Source organism: Aquimarina sp. 2-A2 (genome assembly GCF_045505135.1).
Taxonomy (GTDB): Bacteria; Bacteroidota; Bacteroidia; order Flavobacteriales; family Flavobacteriaceae; genus Aquimarina; species Aquimarina intermedia.
In genome coordinates, this window is record NZ_JBJKFI010000002.1 from 412695 (window position 1) to 430066 (window position 17372).

Genomic DNA, 17372 nt, shown 5'->3' on the forward strand with positions numbered 1-17372 from the left:
TTAGTTTCTTAATTTTTCAACATAGTAATCATAGGTAGCTACCTGAGATCTTATTTTTGTTTTATTATTACGTACATATTCATTGTTTTGGTCGTCTGACAGCTTTCTTGCTTTTACATTATCATTCCAACAAATTTGAAAAGTTTCCAAAAGCTCTTGTTTGATATCCTCATCATAGATTGGACAGGAAATTTCAACCCTACGATCCAGATTTCTAGTCATCCAATCAGCAGATGATATATACACTTTCTTATTTCCGCCATTCTCAAAAACATACAATCTTGGATGTTCCAAAAATTTATCAATCACACTGATCGCTCTAATATTTTCACTCATATTTGGAATACCCGGTATGAGACTGCATATTCCTCGTACAATTAAGTCAATTTTTACTCCGGCACAACTGGCTTCGTAAAGTTTGTCAATCATGTCATAATCACTCAAACTATTTAGCTTCAGTTTGATTCCGTTAGGCTTTCCGGCTTTACTATTAGCTATTTCTACATTAATCATATTCATCAACGAAGAGCGCGTGTAATGTGGAGATACCAATAAATGCTTATACCGAGTTACTTTATAATTAATCTCAAAAAATTTAAAAACCTTATTCGTCTCTTTTAAAATTTCTTCGTTTGTCGTAAATAGCGTATAATCTGTGTAAATTCTGGCTGTGGACTCGTTAAAATTACCTGTACTAATAAACCCATAACGCTTCAACTTACCCTCTTCTTCTCTTTCTATAACACAAGTTTTGCAATGCACTTTGAGTCCCGGTACTCCGAAGATAAGTTTAACACCTTCTCGTTGCATTTGTTCGGCATACTTAATATTTGCTTCTTCATCAAACCGGGCTTGTAGCTCTATCTGAACAGTAACAGTTTTTCCGTTTTTTACGGCATTTATTAGAGAGCTGGCAATGTGCGAAATTGAAGCAAGGCGATAAATAGTAATTTTAATTGTTTTTACTTTTGGATCGATTGCTGCTTCTCTCAAAAACTTTACCGTATATGAAAAGGTGTGATATGGTGTATATTGTAAAAAATCCTTCTCTGCAATTTTATCTAATAAACTCCCTTGAAGACTTAATCCCGGAATTGGTAATGGAACTAGATTCTGATACACCAATTCTGGATTTTTCAAATCAGGGAAGTTCATGTAATCTCTGCGATTATGATATCGCCCACCGGGAATAATACTATCTGTATAGTCAATTCCCATTTTATTCATTAGATAATCTAAGGTTTTTTGATCAATATTCTTATCGTATACAAAACGTACAGGTTCTCCGTCCCGACGTGATTTTACACTACTGGATATTTTCTCAATAAAACTTTTACTAAGATCATTATCAAAATCTAATTGGGCATCTCTGGTAATTTTAATCATATTCGCCTTTGCAGTATCGTAATCAAAAATACTGAAGTTGATGTGCATACAGTACCTGATAAGATCATCCAACATGATGATGTACTTATTTCCGTCTTTTTCGGGAAGGACAACAAAGCGTTCTGTGTTTTTAGGTATCTCGATCAAAGCATAAATACGCTCACGGCGATCAATATCCATCGCACTATCACTAATACCAGAAGTTATGGACTTATTTTTGAGAATTAATCGTACCGCAAGGTAGGCTACACTATCCTTTAAATGAGGAAACTCTTCTAAATCATTTAAAATATAAGTTACCAGTGCCGGACTGACTTTGGTGATAAAATAGTTACGAATAAAAGCATCCTGATCAGCAGACACCTCTTTCTCATTAATTATAAATATCCCGTGATCCGTCAATCTATTTTTAATGGTATCAATAATTTTTAAGCTCTCAGATTGTTGTTTAATTACGATCTTGGTTATTTGCTCTAATAAATCACTTGCTGTTCGTCCTTTTAAGACATTCTTCCCATCCTTACCCGCTAAGTCAATTCGCTTTATTGTCGCATAACGTACTTTAAAGAACTCATCCAAATTATTCGAAAAAATACCAATAAATCGCAGACGTTCTAAGAGAGGAACAGTTTCATCTGAAGCTTCCTGAAGCACTCTTGCATTGAACTGTAACCAACTTAACTCCCTATTTATATACTTGTTTTTATAGTTTTTTGGCATTATCTTAACTCTTTAGGAAAAAGTGTTAGTAGGGTTTTTCCTACAGAAATGCTAGACCATCGTTTATTTGCAAACTCAATAATTACAACCCCGGCTGTAGGAATATTGTCAATTACCTGATCTCCTAAGGTATTAGCCAAAGCAGTTAATGCGTAATTATGACCAAAAACCATCAAGGTATCAATTTCAGCATTTGTTGCTATTATAGACTCGAATACATGAGTGCCTTCAAAATCATATAAAGCATGATCTAATGAAAAATCAGTATTCTTTATCTCTAATTCATCTAGAATGATCGCTGCGGTCATTTGCGTTCGCTTTGCATCACTACAAATAATCTTATCCGCTGTTATACCAAGCTTACGCAAACGTTTACCAATAAGCTTGGCGTCATTTTTACCTCGCTTTTTTAAGGGTCTTTGATGATCTGTTACATCAAACTTCCATGACGACTTAGCATGACGAATAAGGATGAGTTTTTTCATAAAACAGCTTCTAATTTAATCTACTGTACTTTGGATACACAAGTTTAAGAATTCGATAGCACACTTCTAAATAATAAGCAATAAAAATAATTATTTAGGCAAATAAATAACATTCGGATGACTTGACACCTACTTATAAAACATTCCTGTTAATACTTATTAAATATCTGACAATGAAGTGACTACTAACAAACCGTTAAACGATAAAATTCGCTTTTATGTCGAAAAAGCGTTTTTTTTCTTATAAAATTAATTGTTAAAATCTAATTTTACTCTCAGCTAACTTACAATATTCAATAATAAAAAAGGTTGTTACTGTTGGTTAGATGTTAAAACAACAATACTTTGAATATGAATACTATACTATAGGTATGAACTCCAGAACTCTGATACATACTAATAAAAACTTTTACTTAACACTTTTGGTGTCTATAGTTTGTTATACCTTTCATTACGGTCAGGTAGAAGTACCATTAAGTAAACGTTCTGAGTTCACGTTAAAAGGAGATTTTAAATTTGTTTCCAATACTATACTTGGAAAGGTCAATCATGACGATGGCACCCAACCCTTTGATCCTACGATGGATTATAACGATGGTGGGTTAAACAACCAATTTCAAATGGGATTTATCGATATTGATAATGATCCCGATACATTCAACTCTAGCAGTGCAGATCTTACCTTGCTAAACCCCTGCGCTACGATCAAACATGTCGGACTCTACTGGACTGCTGCCTATGCTGATGCTACTCGTGAAAATGATATCACCGCAGTAAAAATAAAATTCCCAAATGCACAAACCTATACATCTTTAGATAACGCTACGGTAATACATGATTATTATACAAATGAAAGATCAGAATTCAAACAATATTCGTGTTACAAAGATATTACGAGTTATGTAACTTCTCTTTCAAACCCTCAAGGAACCTATACAGTCGCCAATATACCTGCTTCTACTACCGCATCTAACAGCGATGAGAATTTAGGTAATGGTTTAGCCGGTGGATGGACGATGATTGTGATTTATGAAGATGATACAGCTACCCGAAAACGTTTTTATGTCTACGATGGTTTTGTAAATATTGACACGAAGGCAGCTCCCGTTGAATTTACTTTTGATAATTTCCAAACTATTCCAAAAGGTGCTGTTCATGGAAAATTAGGTATCATAGCTTTTGAAGGAGATAAAGGAATAAAAGGAGATCGTTTGCAAATGCAATCGAATGAGTCCCGTAGTTTCAAAGGAATTACTGATGGTAGCAATCCGATGAACAACTTCTTTAACGCCAATATTACTGAAAATGGAAAGAATGTAAGAACACGTAAGCCTGCCAGTTCCAATACATTGGGATATGATGCTGATGTTTTTGATATTAAAAATACACGCAATAGTTTTATCGGAAATAATCAGACCCAAGCAAATTTCAGGCTCTTAACAGAGAGTGATGGTTATTCGGTTACAGCCGTAGCTTTTAGTGTTGAAATATATGAACCTGCTATCCACATGATCAAACGGTCCCGCTATGCTGATAATTCATTTGTTTATCCTAATGATACCGTATCTCCCGATCAGGAAATTGCCTATAGTTTAACCATTTTTAATGATGGTAATGACGATTCTCAACATACACTTATAAAAGATCAACTTCCAAGTAATGTTTCTCTGGTGGAAAATTCAATTGAAGCTCCGAGAAAAATTAAAAAATCTTTTGATCCTGCAACCAATACCCTAAATTTCAAGGTTCCGGATAAACTTGTCACCATGGAAAGTGAGCCTTTTACCATAAGGTACAAAGTTAAGGTTAACGCATCCTGTACCTCAATTAATGAAATTGAAGATTTATTCATAGAAGATCAGCCTGTAATTGCCGAATTTACCGGTTCGCTGAATGAAGACATTAAGTTATCACAAGGCTACAATTATATAAATCAATGTAAGCTACCTGATTTTTATTCATTTAAATTGGCTTTGGATATTACGGATCTAAAGTGTCCCAATGCAGAGAGCTTAGTGTTTAGAGCTTCGCAACAAGCCATGAAAAATATAGCCTTTACACCGAAAGATCTACGTGATGATAAGGGGTCTGAGCAAACACAGGCAACGGGTCTTAACCCTATTGACATAAAACCATCAATCCCCGCTCCCATCGCCTCGGTACAATCTACAACAGAGTTGTCTAAGACACTTCGTGATTTAATTGCTCTTGATGAGATTTATTTTGAGTTTGATAAATGGAATATAACACCACGTGCAGAAGAAGAATTAAATAAAATTGTTGATCTGATGATCAACAGTTATCCCAACATGGTTATCAAAATAGAAACACATTCTGATAGCAGAGGCGATTATAAATATAACTTAAACCTATCAAAGAAAAGGGCTGAGTCAATATACAACTATTTGATAAGCAACCATATTACTGCAAATCGCATTCTTTCCTATACAGGATTTGGCGAAAGCAAGCCATTAAACAACTGTGGTGATGGTATGGATTGCTCTGAGGATGAGTATAAGGTCAATAGAAGATCAAACTTTATAATCATGCCGCCACTTACAACTACAACTGCTACTTCCCAAAATTTAAGGAGATAACCGGTCTATTTTCCAAGACGAATTTGAAGTCGGTGTATAACGTATTCTATCATGTAAACGATTCTCGCGACCTTGCCAAAATTCAAACGACACAGGCTTAACTCTAAATCCCCCCCAAAAATCCGGTTTAGGAATTGATTTGCCTTGATATCTCGTTTCCAAAATTTGTAGTTTTTCTTCTAATACCGCTCGTGAGTCAATCACCGCACTTTGATCGGATACCCAAGCACCTAACTGACTACCTCTTGGACGTGATTTGTAATATGCTGTACTTTGTTCATCGGATATCTTTTCAGCTATTCCTTGTATGATAACCTGTCGTTCCAAACTTGGCCAAAAGAACGATATACAAACTCTACCGTTATTTGAAATAGCTTCCCCTTTTTCGGATGTATAGTTTGTGTAAAAAACGAATCCCTTGTCATCATAATGCTTTAATAAAACAATTCTTGTTCTAGGAAAGCCATCCAATCCAATAGTTCCCAAGGTCATAGCATTTGCCTCATCAATAGCTTCATCTTCTTCTGCCACCTTGAACCAATCTGAAAATATAGACAAAGGAGCGTCTGAAATCTCGTTTTCGTTTAAATAACCTTTATTATAAGATTTTCGATAATCTGTGAGGTCTCGATTCATAACCAGTGATTTTAATGCAATTTACTACTGCTAGTTCTAATTTACTATAAAAATAAACTATTTTTAGAAGTCAAAAACTTTACCATCATCAGCCACCATTACAGCATCAAATACTGTTTCAGCTTCTTCTTTAAATAAACTAATATCTTTGTATCGGGTAGAAAAATGACCTAAAATGAGTGTATCTACATTACTTTTTTTAGCAATTATACCTGCTTCAATAGCGGTACTATGTCCTGTCGTCGCCGCTAGATGTTTGTGGCTCTCCAGAAAAGTAGCCTCATGATACAACACCGTTACGTTTTGTAGTAAACTTATTTTTGCCTCGTCATATCTGGTATCGCTACAAAACGCATAGCTTTTGGTAGGTTTTGGGGGGGCTGTTATTGTTTCATTCTTAATAAGTGTTCCATCATCTAGCAGTACATCTTTACCTTTTTTAATTGAGCGATAATACGCTACATCAATATTATAATTCATTACTTTACTAAGTATAAGCTTTCTGTCACCCGGCTTTTCTTCAAACAAGTAACCGTTACAGTATACCCGGTGTTGTAAAGGAATGGTACGAACAGATATCTTTTCATCTTCAAAGACTATCTCAGAATTTTTAGATGTTAACTCGTGGAAATGAAGTGGATAATCTGTCCAAGAGTTAGAGAGTTTCAACTGGAGTGTTATAAACTCTTTAATTCCTTTAGGCCCATATATATGTAAGGGTGCTTCGCGACCCAACATTTTAAAGGTAGAAACTAACCCAATAAGTCCAAAAACGTGATCTCCGTGAAGATGGGATATAAAAATATGCCGAATGCGTGAAAACTTTATTTTTTTCCGTCGTAATTCAACTTGCGTGCCCTCTCCGCAATCAATCAGAAAAACATGAGAGTTGATCTCGAGTACTTGAGAAGTTGGGTTGGTTAGCGTTCTGGGAGTAGCCGCATAGCAGCCAAGTATTGTAAGCTTCAAAATTGTTTATTCTTTAAGGACGCTGTAAAATAAAAATTCTTACCGAAGAATTTTAGAATTTTCACCTTTTTATAAAAAAGACATGATCCAGAATTTAAATTTAATTTATAGATGCAAAGTACGCCTGTTATCAAGCAAAAAAACTTTTGTAACTTAATCCAAATAAAATAAAGATCAAATGCATTCTTACATAGACCTTATAGCTCGTATTCTTGAATTTTTAGGTGTTTTGCTTATTACCGCCGGCATATGTTATGCTTTATTCAAATATATCTTCAAATTACAAGATCAAAAAACTCGTGATTTTGATACGCTACGTCAGGATATTGGAAAATCAATTCTCCTTGGTTTAGAGATCCTTGTAGGCGCCGATATTATTGCTACTGTTATCACAGAACCCTCAATGGATAAAGTGCTGACGCTTGGTATAATTATTCTCATAAGAACCCTATTAAGTTTTTCGTTACAAGTCGAATTGGAAGGAAAATTTCCTTGGCAAAAAGCTAAATAAAACGAAAATTAAAGCAATAGGTATAATTACTGATTCTCATCTATTCTTGCAAATCAAGATCACGTTCAATTTCTTCCATCTCTATAAGATCATGCGCTTCTCTTAAAGATGGCACCAGTGTAAGTTCATTAGGCACATCTGAATAGGTGATACTATCCGTAACTATTACAAAAGAATGTTTTGCGGCTTTATGCTTTTTAGAAACGCGTAAGAATTCGTTGATATCTGAAGCTGTAATCCCCTTCATCGAAAAAAGATTAACTATCAAATTGTTATTCTTTAAATTTTCATAAGCTTCCTCTACCCCTTTTACAAATTCTGTAATCGTTGCCTTTTCTTGCGTTATGATGGTCGTTGTTCCATTTGTGTCAAATATCATATTCTACTGTTTTATTTTGGATGCTAAAAGATATATTACAGCCATTCTCACTGCTACCCCGTTTTGAACCTGATCCAAGATAATGGCTTGATCTGAATCGGCAATATCACTGGTAATTTCTACGCCTCGATTAATAGGTCCGGGATGCATTACTACAATCTCTTTATCTAAACTATCTAAAATTTCTTTATTTAAACCGTACTGCTGTGTATACTCTCTGGTTGAAGGAAAGTAACTAATCTCCATACGCTCATTTTGAACGCGTAGCATATTTGCTACATCACACCATTGCAACGCTTTTCGCAAATCAGTTTCTACCGAAACTCCTAAACGCTCAATATATTTGGGTAGCAAGGTTTTTGGGCCACATACCTTTACATTGGCTCCTTGAAGTTTTAAAGCAAATATATTTGACAGCGCCACACGGGAGTGCAGTATATCTCCTACTATCACTACATTCTTGCCGGCTACTTCTCCTAATCGCTCTCTGATCGAGTACGTATCCAATAAAGCTTGTGTAGGATGTTCATGAGCACCGTCACCCGCATTTACAATACTTGCTTTTACATGATTTGACAAGAAAATACCAGCTCCGGGATTAGGATGTCGCATGACTACCATATCAACCTTCATTGACAAAATATTATTCACGGTATCAATGAGAGTTTCCCCCTTTTTAACACTGGAGGAAGCTGCAGAAAAATTGATAACATCTGCTGACAACCTTTTTTCTGCTAATTCAAAAGATAGTCGTGTGCGCGTACTATTTTCGAAAAACAAATTTGCGATGGTAATATCTCGTAATGAAGGCACCTTCTTTATAGGACGATTGATTACTTCTTTAAAATGATCCGCTGTTTCAAAAATCAAATCGATATCTCCTTGATTTAGATATTTAATCCCCAACAAGTGATTTACACTCAGTTCGCGCATTCGTTTTCTTTTTATGTTTAAAACTATGGTACTCCTTGACTATGTCGTTTTATTATGAATTGTTACTCGTTGATCAAATAAATTGCGTCTTCTCCTTCATTCTCCTTCCAGTACACCTTCACCTTCTCCTGATTTATCGCATCTACCTGACGACCTCTGTAATTTGGTTGTATGGGTAAGTGACGACTAAATCTTCGATCTATTAATGTCAAAAGCTCGATGTTAGATGGGCGTCCAAAGGATTGAATAGCCGTTAAAGCAGCTCTGATACTTCTCCCTGTATACAATACGTCATCAATAAAAACTACTTGCTTATCTTCAACTATAAAGTTAATATTTGTTTTATTCGCTTCTAGTGGTTTTTGACCTCTTCTAAAATCATCTCTATAAAATGTAATATCCAGTTGTCCTACCGATACGTTGGGAATGGCATAGGCATCCTCTAAAAGTTTAGCTATACGATTGGCTACAAAAATCCCTCTTGGCTGTATCCCAACGAGCACTGTATTTTTAAAATCATCATGATTCTCGATTAATTGACAAGTCAAACGATGCAATATAATTTCAATTTCTTTAGCACCAAGTAGTAATTTCTGACTCATAAGCTTTCCAACTATGGATTTGGTTAACAAAAGTAAGCAAAAAATGGATTTTGCTTCGGCTATCCCATACTTTTTATGTACTAAATTCGAAATTAAAAATTAATTAATCAAGGACTTACTCTTTGTAATCACCCCTCGTTTTCGTCATCCTCATTATCATCAGACATGACCAATGGATGTTCGCTGTTTCCTAAACCAATTATATTGATAATATTGCTAATCGTATTATATAACATTAGTACTACCGAAATAATTGCACCACAATGGATTGATGCCACTCCCAAAGAAATATAATAGATGATGTTAAACCAATTTGAAGGAACATTATCTGACTCAGTAATTGGCAAATTTAAAAGCAAAAAAGAAATCATTGAGCTTATAAAAACAGCCGTGTCCAGTTTAGCGATTTGTAAGACATAGGAATAATGTGCATTTTTAAGTTTAGAATTGGATCCCACACTGACACTTAACAAAGTTAACATCAATGCTAAAATAGTAGCAGATGCCAATATTACGGTGTTAAAAAGCGTGTTTATTCCCGGTAAAGATGATTCGATAAGGGATTTGGCTTCGTAGCCACTCAAATTACCTAAGAGAAAAGAACCGAAACCGGTAACAAAAGTTGCAAAAACTCCGCCTACAAGTGCCCTGGTGGTATAGGTATTTAGTTTCATTTTTTATGTGGTTGTTAAAGATTGCTTGTATAAATATTGTAAATTATTATCAAGCCATTTCTGCTGTAACAGAAGTTTAACGCTGTATCGTTAAAATTAGTTAATCAAAAGCCGCTGAGTTTTAACATTTGATAGTTTTACCTTCAATAAGTTCTTATAGAGTTAATCAGCATTTTAAAACACCTAAATCGGGAAAAAAGGTCAAATTTTTCTTCATAAAATATCATTTTAACTTAAGCGTATTGTTTGAATTCTATGACAAAGAGAATGTCACTTTTTAATTTCAAATTTACATCGTATCGCATGCGTTGTTTTGCGTTTGGATTGTTAGCCATAGTATTTTCTGCTCTAGCTTTTACTGGTTTTGCAGGTGAATTCGAATATCTTTTCAGGTTTTTTATTTTCCTGTCGCTTACCTTATTACTTATAACCATAATATACAATATTTTAAAACGATTATAATGATCAACAAACAGATTTTAATTACGTTATCTGTACTTCTTATCTATTTCCCATCACTACTTCAATCTCAAGATCTACCGACTAATAAAATAAGTCAGCTCGTTGAAGATTTAAAAAAAGACCGTAGAGGTCCGTACCATAGAATAAAATGGTTTTGTAAGGACGGTTCTATAAGAGAACCGAGAGATCCTTGTCCAGATAGTATTGGTGGTGGTATACAACACGCAAGTTATAAGGATATTGTAGAAAAAAACGCCAAAGAACATCATCTGTTTTTTGGTGATATTTTAGCCTTTACCGATCCCTCTAGTTTTTGGGATGAGAAAAATGCCCAAAGCAGATTAAAACAATATCAGTTAGCAAGGTACTTATCAAGTGTAGATGATGGTTGGATTTTACGCAAAGGAAGATACTACAGAGGTTCCGTACAATCAGAAGATGAAGAAGCCTGGGGTATCGATTTTTACAAATGGTTATTAGCTGATAACAAACGTATAATCAACAACTACTATGTTATACGTCAATCGCTTCGAGATATTCCGCATGACGGAGACAACAATCTGGCACAACAGATGCGTAGTGAATCAAAAGTTATCGCTGATGAGTTTCCCGATTTTATGGATCTAAGAGTAAAAATTCATGGCCAACCGGGTAGAGAAGATATAGCGCTGGTACGAAATTTTAGACAACAATACGCAACCGAATTAACTCCGGAGCTAAACCAAGAATTTGAAAAACTGGAAAAAACTTTACTGGATTTTTATGCGCCGGTTGATTTTGATCGCTTAACAAGACAGATCAATAAGATTACTACAGATACTCCAACAAAGCAAAAAATTCTGACGTTTCTTGAGGAATATAAAAACGACGAAAGACCAGAAAATATGGTTCCGGCAATCGCTGATCTTCTGTATGCTATTAGAGAACATAGCATAGATTTTAAAGGCGGTGCAAATCGATTGATTCTTCTGGATTTTTCAAATGAACTGGAAAATATTTTGTTACGTAAATCTCAGGAGTGGAAACCCGATGAATTACAAGGGCTTCTTAAAAAAATATATGCATTAAGTTATGCTGCAGCCGGAACCGGACTTGTAGAGCTTTGGGAGTGCACCTCGATAAACTCACTACTAGAAACTTACATCTCTCAAGACAAATTATCCATCGGGGATCTTACTAATTTTCTGGAAACTTCAAGGAGTATTCTGGAGTGGAGTACCGCTATGGTTAAATCCAAATATGAGCATGACGTAAACACATATGGAAGTTTTGAACCTAAAGCCTATGGTTTTATAGACGATAGAATTCGATCCTCTATTGCCTTAAGTATGGGAGAGAGCATAAGTAGACTTGGTATCTTATTAGCAGAAAAGACATCATTGACAAATGCCGTTCTCACGTTGTCTAATCAGAGTAGTTTTAGAGGGCTTAATCCGGGTTATGCTTATGGGGAGTTAGTAGTGGTTAAGGGTACCGAAGAGGTTGAGGTAAATTCAGATAAAATTTACGTCTTTCAGAAGCCTCCTTCAGATCTCAAACCTGTGGCAGGGATTATGACGGTCGCCGAAGGAAATCTGGTATCACATGTACAATTACTGGCAAGAAACTTAGGTATACCTAATGCAGCATTATCTGACATTAACTTACAAGAACTAGAAGCCTACAGTGGTCAAAAGGTATTTTATGCTGTTTCAAATAAAGGAAATGTCATTTTAAAATTGGAAAAAAACATGAGTCCGCAAGAATTGGCACTTTTTGAGAAAGAGCAAAGAAATACGGACTTGATTGAAGTTCCTGTAGATCAAATTCAGCTGAAAAATACTGCTGTACTTAGCATGAGTAATGTAAACGCAAAGGATTCGGGGAAACTCTGCGGTCCTAAAGCAGCCAACTTAGGTCAATTAAAGCAGATGTTTCCTGATCACGTAGTCGAAGGGCTGGTTATACCTTTTGGTATTTTTAGAACTCATATGGATCAAAAGATGCCAAATACCGAAGGATCTTATTGGGAATTTCTGAACACTATGTTCGCAGAGGCATCCACAATGCGTAGCAATGCTAAAGATGAAAAATTGATAGAAGAATATCAACTTCAACAATTGAAAACACTAAGAGAAGCGATCATAAAAATGCCTCTTAGTAAAGAGTTTACCGATCAACTAAAAAATCAATTTACGACAATATTTGGAGGTGCCATGGGTTCCGTTCCGGTCTTTTTGCGAAGTGATACCAACATGGAAGATCTAAAAGAGTTTACCGGAGCAGGTCTTAATCTCACCTTATTCAACATTATATCCGAAAATAATATTATTGAAGGAATTAGAAAAGTGTGGGCTTCACCATACACCGAAAGGAGTTTTAAATGGCGACAGAAGTATTTATCCAATCCGGAGAATGTTTATCCTTCTATCCTAATTATCCCCAGTGTAGATGTAGAGTACTCCGGTGTTATGATTACCAAAGGGATTAATTCGGGTAATAACAATGATCTAACTGTAGCTTTTAGTAAAGGTGCAGGAGGCGCAGTTGATGGACAAGCGGCAGAAACACGATTGATCACGAAGTCTGATGATAAATTACTTGCTCCCTCCAGAGAAACTCACTATATCAGATTACCATCATCAGGAGGCACTAAGAAATATCATACGACCTTTGAAACGCCTATCTTAAACACAAAGAATATCAAAGAACTTAGAAAAATAGCATCCATTATTAAAAAAACTATTCCTGAGGAAACAGCTTCAGATTATAAGGGTGCTTATGATGTAGAGCTTGGATTTAAGGATGATAAATTATGGCTGTTTCAAATCCGACCTTTCGTAGAAAACAAACGAGCACTTAGCTCAGCATACTTACAATCTATCACACCGGAAATAGATTATTCTCGCAAACTAGCGTTAACCACCAAAATATAATCAAATGACACGTTTATTTCAACTCTTGATACTTTCAGGAATCTTAATTTCTTTAAGCTTCTCCAGACACTATCCAATTGATGGATATAAAAATACCGGAATAGCAAGACTCTACCGCTTACATAAGCAACTACTTGATAGTGTAGAAAACAGGAGAATTCCTGTTGGTGCTTATAAAAACCTAGCGGATATCAAGCTCAATCTTTTGAGTCGTAAAACGGATAGTACACAAACCTTATTATCCCCGGATGCCGAGTTTGAAAAAAATATCAATCGCCTATTTCCGGGTAGTGGATATTCTGCCACGGTTTTAGACATGTCGAATCCCGATAGCTTAAAATATGCTGCCTATCGTGAAAATATTGGCTATCAACCAGGAAGTGTTGGAAAACTGGCAGTGCTAAACGCACTATTTACTGAGTTGGGAAAGCTCTGCCCGGATTCTTGGGACGCTCGAACAGCATTACTAAAGAATAAAAGAGTTACCGCGAGATATTGGGGTACAGGTGATCACCATACCATACCTGTTTATGACATAGAAAATGATAAGCTTACAAGAAGAACTGTTCGTTCAAGTGATGAATTCTCACTATATGAGTGGATTGACCATATGGTATCAGTAAGTAATAACGGTGCAGCAAGTATTGTTTGGAGAGAAGCTCTATTGATGTCTGCTTTTGGTGATAAATATGCAACGCTGCAAGACGACGAAGCCGAAAATTACTTTAAAGAAATGCCTAGAGATTCATTGACTACCATGGCCATAAATTTAGTAAACGATCCATTACGAGACCTGGGAATCACCGAAGATGAATGGAGACTAGGAAGTTTATTTACCCGACCAGCCGGCAAGTACATTGGTCGTAAGGGAGGTAGTATCGGTACACCGGTTGGCCTAATGAAATTTCTTGTTAAACTTGAACAAGGTAAGGTGGTAGATGAAGAATCAAGTTTAGAAATGAAGCGTCTTCTCTACTTAACTGATCGAAGAATCAGATATGCACATTCCTCCCGACTTGATAGCGCTGCGGTGTATTTTAAATCAGGAAGTTTCTATAAATGTGATCGTGAAAAAGATCCAAATTGCGGAGATTATGCAGGCAATGTTTTTAATTATATGAATTCCGTGATCATTGTTGAGCAGCCCAATAATAAAAAATATATGGTATGTCTAATGACTAATGTGCTTAATAAAAATTCGGCAGGAGCTCATATGTATTTGGCGAGCAAGATAGATAAAGTAATCAACAAAGATTAGTAAGAATTATAAAGTTGAGAGGTATGCAATAGTAGCGTCAAGCGCTTTTTGCACCTCTCTGTTTTTTTGTTTTCGATAGGGTTTCAGATAGGTAATATAGCGTGGCTCTTGTAATTGCCTTATCAAATACAATACAGCTAACTTCACTTTTTTACCCCGATTTTTCATGAGATTACTTATGCAGGCAGATTCTGAAATAATATGAGTCCCGCTGCTCGTATGAAGGTATTGGTCACTCTCAATAACGTGGTATTCGATCAATGAGAGCATTGCATTTTTGAGTTTAGCATGGAGTAAATTATCTAAAAATTCAACTGCGTTTACCTTTGCTTCTTTGTGTTCACTTATTAATCCGTAATACGCCACTTCGATATCAGAATGATCATATTTTAAGCTTAGCAATTTGAAAATACATTGTAGCCCTTGATCTAATTGAACTTGAAGAATCTCTACCAAATTTTCTCTTGCAATATTTAACTCTGTTAGGCTGTCGTAATCTCTGGAGGTGTCCTCCTTACCTATGGCATTTTGAAGCGTCGCAATCGCCCGTATTGTATTTTTGTAATACTTACTTTCTTTTAAAATAAAACGCGTAATTTTATTTTGATCAAGTCGCAAACGATTTGGATCCTGTTGCAGTCGGTTCAAAGATTTAGTAGCTTCTAAACGAATCAAAATATCCTTGCTTCCTAACAGTCGCAGTAAAACCTTTATTGAAGATCTGGTTTTAAAAGATTGCACTACCTTTGGGATGTATTGACGAACATTATCCTTAAGCCCTTCACTCTGATCTAATCTCAAGATAGTTTTGGTTATTTCACCTCCATAATTTTTTAATGCTTCGATGGCAACTTCATTGAAGTCATCTTCTGACAGAAAATCCATCAAACTAGTAACAAATCGTTCATCTTGAGTTAAGCCAGCTGCTCTAATTGCATGTCTGGTTATGTAGGGATCTACATTATAGAGATGTGCAGAAATAAAAGAATAATATTTGGGTAGACCTGTATATCCAATGGTTATCAAGATCTCTGCAATCTCTTGTTTTCTATGATCACTTTCAGGTAAGCTCAACTCATTTACCTTTGCCTCTACCCTATGTGTCAATTGGTACTTTTCTGCTATTTTCGGATTGTCCACTGCCTCCTTTGCTAAACATAACAAAGCTGCATTAGCAATGTAATCGCTTGGATGATCCAAATAACTATGAAAAATCTTATCTCCGGTTAAATCTGTATGCAGTAAGAGATATTGCATTGCAGCAAAAACAATTTCGTCATTCTTACTAGTAATTAAACTACGCACTTGTGCCACCGCTGTACCTCGATCATAAGAATACAACTGTGATATAGCTGCGGATACTACAGCTTCTGACGGGTGCTTCAGCAATTGAATGATATGAATCTTCAATGATTTTAAACGAATATCATTAATACGGTCCAATAGATTGAGAATATCTTTTTCGTTTTCGCTTCTCAAAATCCGTATAGCAGTGCTTACTGTGGATTCTTTCTTTAATTCTCTTTTTTTAGTGTCATCACCAGATAGGGAATTCTGAATATTAGATCTAAAAGAATTGAAATATGCTTCTCTCAATTTATAAATCAAAAGGATCCATACAAACAAAAAAAGTAAAATAATAATGGTTATGTAACTCGTTGGCAGATTCAGTCTACGAATTAGAAAAATTAATAGAAATCCTGAAATACCGGTAGCTAAGCTATCCACTACCACATCAATATAGGACTTAGCTTGATTTTTTATCTGGTACGGTATCGGTAAAATCGAAAGTTCTAAAGAAGCTTTGTTTATTGATTGTTTGAAACTTCCATCCATTCCCTTGATTATTATAAGTACCCACAACTCAGGAAATGTTAAAAATAGCAAGCATCCTAATGCTATACCAAGCGGCAGAATTAACAAGGTAGAGGTAACACCAAAGAAAGACAACAGTCGATTAGTTAAAAACAATTGGATCAATAAGGCAATTACGTTAAAAGTTGAAAACCAAAACCCAAAAAAGGACGCCAAGTCATCAGAATCAGGTATTGCACTATTCGCAAAATCACTAAACTGAAAATCTACCAATTTTGCAACAATAACCCCAACTCCTGTGATTAAGGCCAAATATTTTAAATGATCCGAACTCAAAATTATTCGGAAAGAAGAAGTATAGTTCTCATACTCCCTTGTTTTACGCTGTTTACGCTGATAAAGATTAAGTCGCTTAATTCTACATTTCCAAACTGAATTAAGAATGGGAATACAACATAATATGAGGATTCCCGCCACAGCTATGGCGATTTTATTCCCATACGTTGAGGCGATAATTGTGGTAAGGTATCCGCCAAAAATTCCGCCAGCGATTGCGCCCGATCCAATAAAACCAAACAGTCTTTTCGCTTCGCGAGCATTAAAAACCATATTGGCTAAAATCCAAAATTGTGAAGTTACCAGAACCGCAAATAAGGACACGCTCAAATAATAAAAATATAATATCCAGATATTGAGAATTGCCAGATGTAGTAAAAAACTTAGTACTAAAAAAAATGTACTAAAAACTAATAAGGTGCTTATAACAATTCGTTTAATGGAAAAAAGTTGAATCGCACGATTGTAATAATAGGAACTTACTATAGCTGTAACAGCCACTAATATATATCCATATGGTAGTTGGTCAGCTCCTAGCGTTGATAAAAATAGTGCATTAATCGTTGGCTTCACGATTAATAATACTGTAATTACCAGGAAGATATAAAACTGCATTAAAAAAGAGATGTATATTTCACCATCTCTTATATCAAAAATCTTCTTAAATGTAGACCGAATCATTTTACGCTATCTA

14 protein-coding genes are annotated in these 17372 nt (G+C 35.4%); 4 read left to right on the forward strand and 10 right to left on the reverse strand.

The annotated features are described in order from the left end of the window. A complete protein-coding gene (gene ppk1, locus ACJRPK_RS07265; protein ID WP_407139267.1) occupies positions 1-2106 on the reverse strand; it encodes a polyphosphate kinase 1 in 2106 nt (701 codons plus the stop codon). Further along, a complete protein-coding gene (locus ACJRPK_RS07270) occupies positions 2106-2591 on the reverse strand; it encodes a SixA phosphatase family protein (RefSeq protein WP_407139268.1) in 486 nt (161 codons plus the stop codon). The genes ppk1 and ACJRPK_RS07270 overlap by 1 nt, the downstream gene beginning before the upstream one ends. Positions 2592-2962: 371 nt before the next feature. Between ACJRPK_RS07270 and ACJRPK_RS07275 the strand changes: the two genes are divergently transcribed. Continuing rightward, the gene (locus ACJRPK_RS07275; RefSeq protein WP_407139269.1) at positions 2963-5188 is read left to right on the forward strand and encodes an OmpA family protein; all 2226 of its coding nucleotides are present in this window, start codon (positions 2963-2965) and stop codon (positions 5186-5188) included. Here ACJRPK_RS07275 and pdxH read toward each other — a convergent pair. Both pdxH and ACJRPK_RS07285 read right to left on the reverse strand, forming a co-directional pair. Continuing rightward, on the reverse strand, positions 5177-5824 hold the full coding sequence (gene pdxH / locus ACJRPK_RS07280) for a pyridoxamine 5'-phosphate oxidase (protein ID WP_407139270.1): 648 nt from the start codon (positions 5822-5824) through the stop codon (positions 5177-5179). The two genes, ACJRPK_RS07275 and pdxH, sit on opposite strands and share 12 nt — an antisense overlap. A 63-nt stretch (positions 5825-5887) precedes the next feature. Next, the gene (locus ACJRPK_RS07285) at positions 5888-6793 is read right to left on the reverse strand and encodes a ribonuclease Z (RefSeq protein ID WP_407139271.1); all 906 of its coding nucleotides are present in this window, start codon (positions 6791-6793) and stop codon (positions 5888-5890) included. 178 nt (positions 6794-6971) lie between these two features. Here ACJRPK_RS07285 and ACJRPK_RS07290 point away from each other — a divergent pair, with 178 nt between their 5' ends. After that, positions 6972-7304, forward strand: coding sequence for a DUF1622 domain-containing protein (locus tag ACJRPK_RS07290; RefSeq protein WP_407139272.1), 333 nt, complete (start codon positions 6972-6974; stop codon positions 7302-7304). A gap of 40 nt (positions 7305-7344) precedes the next feature. On the opposite strand, the gene ACJRPK_RS07295 is transcribed toward ACJRPK_RS07290, so the two are convergent. The 5 genes from ACJRPK_RS07295 to ACJRPK_RS07315 all read right to left on the reverse strand — a co-directional run bounded on the left by ACJRPK_RS07295 (position 7345) and on the right by ACJRPK_RS07315 (position 10326). Then, complete coding sequence (locus ACJRPK_RS07295; protein WP_407139273.1) at positions 7345-7683, reverse strand: ribonuclease Z; 339 nt, start codon at positions 7681-7683, stop codon at positions 7345-7347. Between the two features lie 3 nt (positions 7684-7686). After that, on the reverse strand, positions 7687-8616 hold the full coding sequence (locus ACJRPK_RS07300) for an aspartate carbamoyltransferase catalytic subunit (protein ID WP_148782073.1): 930 nt from the start codon (positions 8614-8616) through the stop codon (positions 7687-7689). A 62-nt stretch (positions 8617-8678) separates the two neighbouring features. After that, complete coding sequence (gene pyrR / locus ACJRPK_RS07305; RefSeq protein WP_407139274.1) at positions 8679-9218, reverse strand: bifunctional pyr operon transcriptional regulator/uracil phosphoribosyltransferase PyrR; 540 nt, start codon at positions 9216-9218, stop codon at positions 8679-8681. A 128-nt stretch (positions 9219-9346) separates the two neighbouring features. Further along, complete coding sequence (locus ACJRPK_RS07310; protein WP_407139275.1) at positions 9347-9892, reverse strand: hypothetical protein; 546 nt, start codon at positions 9890-9892, stop codon at positions 9347-9349. 233 nt (positions 9893-10125) lie between these two features. Further along, on the reverse strand, positions 10126-10326 hold the full coding sequence (locus ACJRPK_RS07315) for a hypothetical protein (protein WP_148782070.1): 201 nt from the start codon (positions 10324-10326) through the stop codon (positions 10126-10128). A 27-nt stretch (positions 10327-10353) separates the two neighbouring features. On the opposite strand from ACJRPK_RS07315, the gene ACJRPK_RS07320 reads away from it, so the two are divergent. Together ACJRPK_RS07320 and ACJRPK_RS07325 are read left to right on the forward strand one after the other, a co-directional pair. Continuing rightward, positions 10354-13269, forward strand: a complete 2916-nt coding sequence (locus ACJRPK_RS07320) for a PEP/pyruvate-binding domain-containing protein (protein ID WP_407139276.1) — start codon at positions 10354-10356, stop codon at positions 13267-13269. Between the two features lie 4 nt (positions 13270-13273). Then, a complete protein-coding gene (locus ACJRPK_RS07325; protein ID WP_407139277.1) occupies positions 13274-14527 on the forward strand; it encodes a serine hydrolase in 1254 nt (417 codons plus the stop codon). 6 nt (positions 14528-14533) lie between these two features. On the opposite strand, the gene ACJRPK_RS07330 is transcribed toward ACJRPK_RS07325, so the two are convergent. Further along, positions 14534-17359 carry an Npt1/Npt2 family nucleotide transporter gene (locus tag ACJRPK_RS07330; protein WP_407139278.1) on the reverse strand — a complete coding sequence of 942 codons (2826 nt, stop codon included), beginning with the start codon at positions 17357-17359 and terminating at the stop codon, positions 14534-14536. Between the last annotated feature and the right edge of the window lie 13 nt (positions 17360-17372).

Excerpts from the sequence above, each read along its gene's own strand:
- ACJRPK_RS07310 (WP_407139275.1), bottom strand. The coding sequence starts at position 9,892 with ATGAAACTAAATACCTATACCACCAGGGCACTTGTAGGCGGAGTTTTT.
- ACJRPK_RS07270 (WP_407139268.1), bottom strand. The coding sequence starts at position 2,591 with ATGAAAAAACTCATCCTTATTCGTCATGCTAAGTCGTCATGGAAGTTT.
- ACJRPK_RS07300 (WP_148782073.1), bottom strand. The coding sequence starts at position 8,616 with ATGCGCGAACTGAGTGTAAATCACTTGTTGGGGATTAAATATCTAAAT.
- ACJRPK_RS07315 (WP_148782070.1), bottom strand. The coding sequence starts at position 10,326 with ATGGTTATAAGTAATAAGGTAAGCGACAGGAAAATAAAAAACCTGAAA.
- ACJRPK_RS07275 (WP_407139269.1), top strand. The coding sequence starts at position 2,963 with ATGAACTCCAGAACTCTGATACATACTAATAAAAACTTTTACTTAACA.
- ACJRPK_RS07325 (WP_407139277.1), top strand. The coding sequence starts at position 13,274 with ATGACACGTTTATTTCAACTCTTGATACTTTCAGGAATCTTAATTTCT.
- ACJRPK_RS07295 (WP_407139273.1), bottom strand. The coding sequence starts at position 7,683 with ATGATATTTGACACAAATGGAACAACGACCATCATAACGCAAGAAAAG.
- ACJRPK_RS07290 (WP_407139272.1), top strand. The coding sequence starts at position 6,972 with ATGCATTCTTACATAGACCTTATAGCTCGTATTCTTGAATTTTTAGGT.
- ACJRPK_RS07330 (WP_407139278.1), bottom strand. The coding sequence starts at position 17,359 with ATGATTCGGTCTACATTTAAGAAGATTTTTGATATAAGAGATGGTGAA.
- pdxH (WP_407139270.1), bottom strand. The coding sequence starts at position 5,824 with ATGAATCGAGACCTCACAGATTATCGAAAATCTTATAATAAAGGTTAT.
- ppk1 (WP_407139267.1), bottom strand. The coding sequence starts at position 2,106 with ATGCCAAAAAACTATAAAAACAAGTATATAAATAGGGAGTTAAGTTGG.
- pyrR (WP_407139274.1), bottom strand. The coding sequence starts at position 9,218 with ATGAGTCAGAAATTACTACTTGGTGCTAAAGAAATTGAAATTATATTG.
- ACJRPK_RS07320 (WP_407139276.1), top strand. The coding sequence starts at position 10,354 with ATGATCAACAAACAGATTTTAATTACGTTATCTGTACTTCTTATCTAT.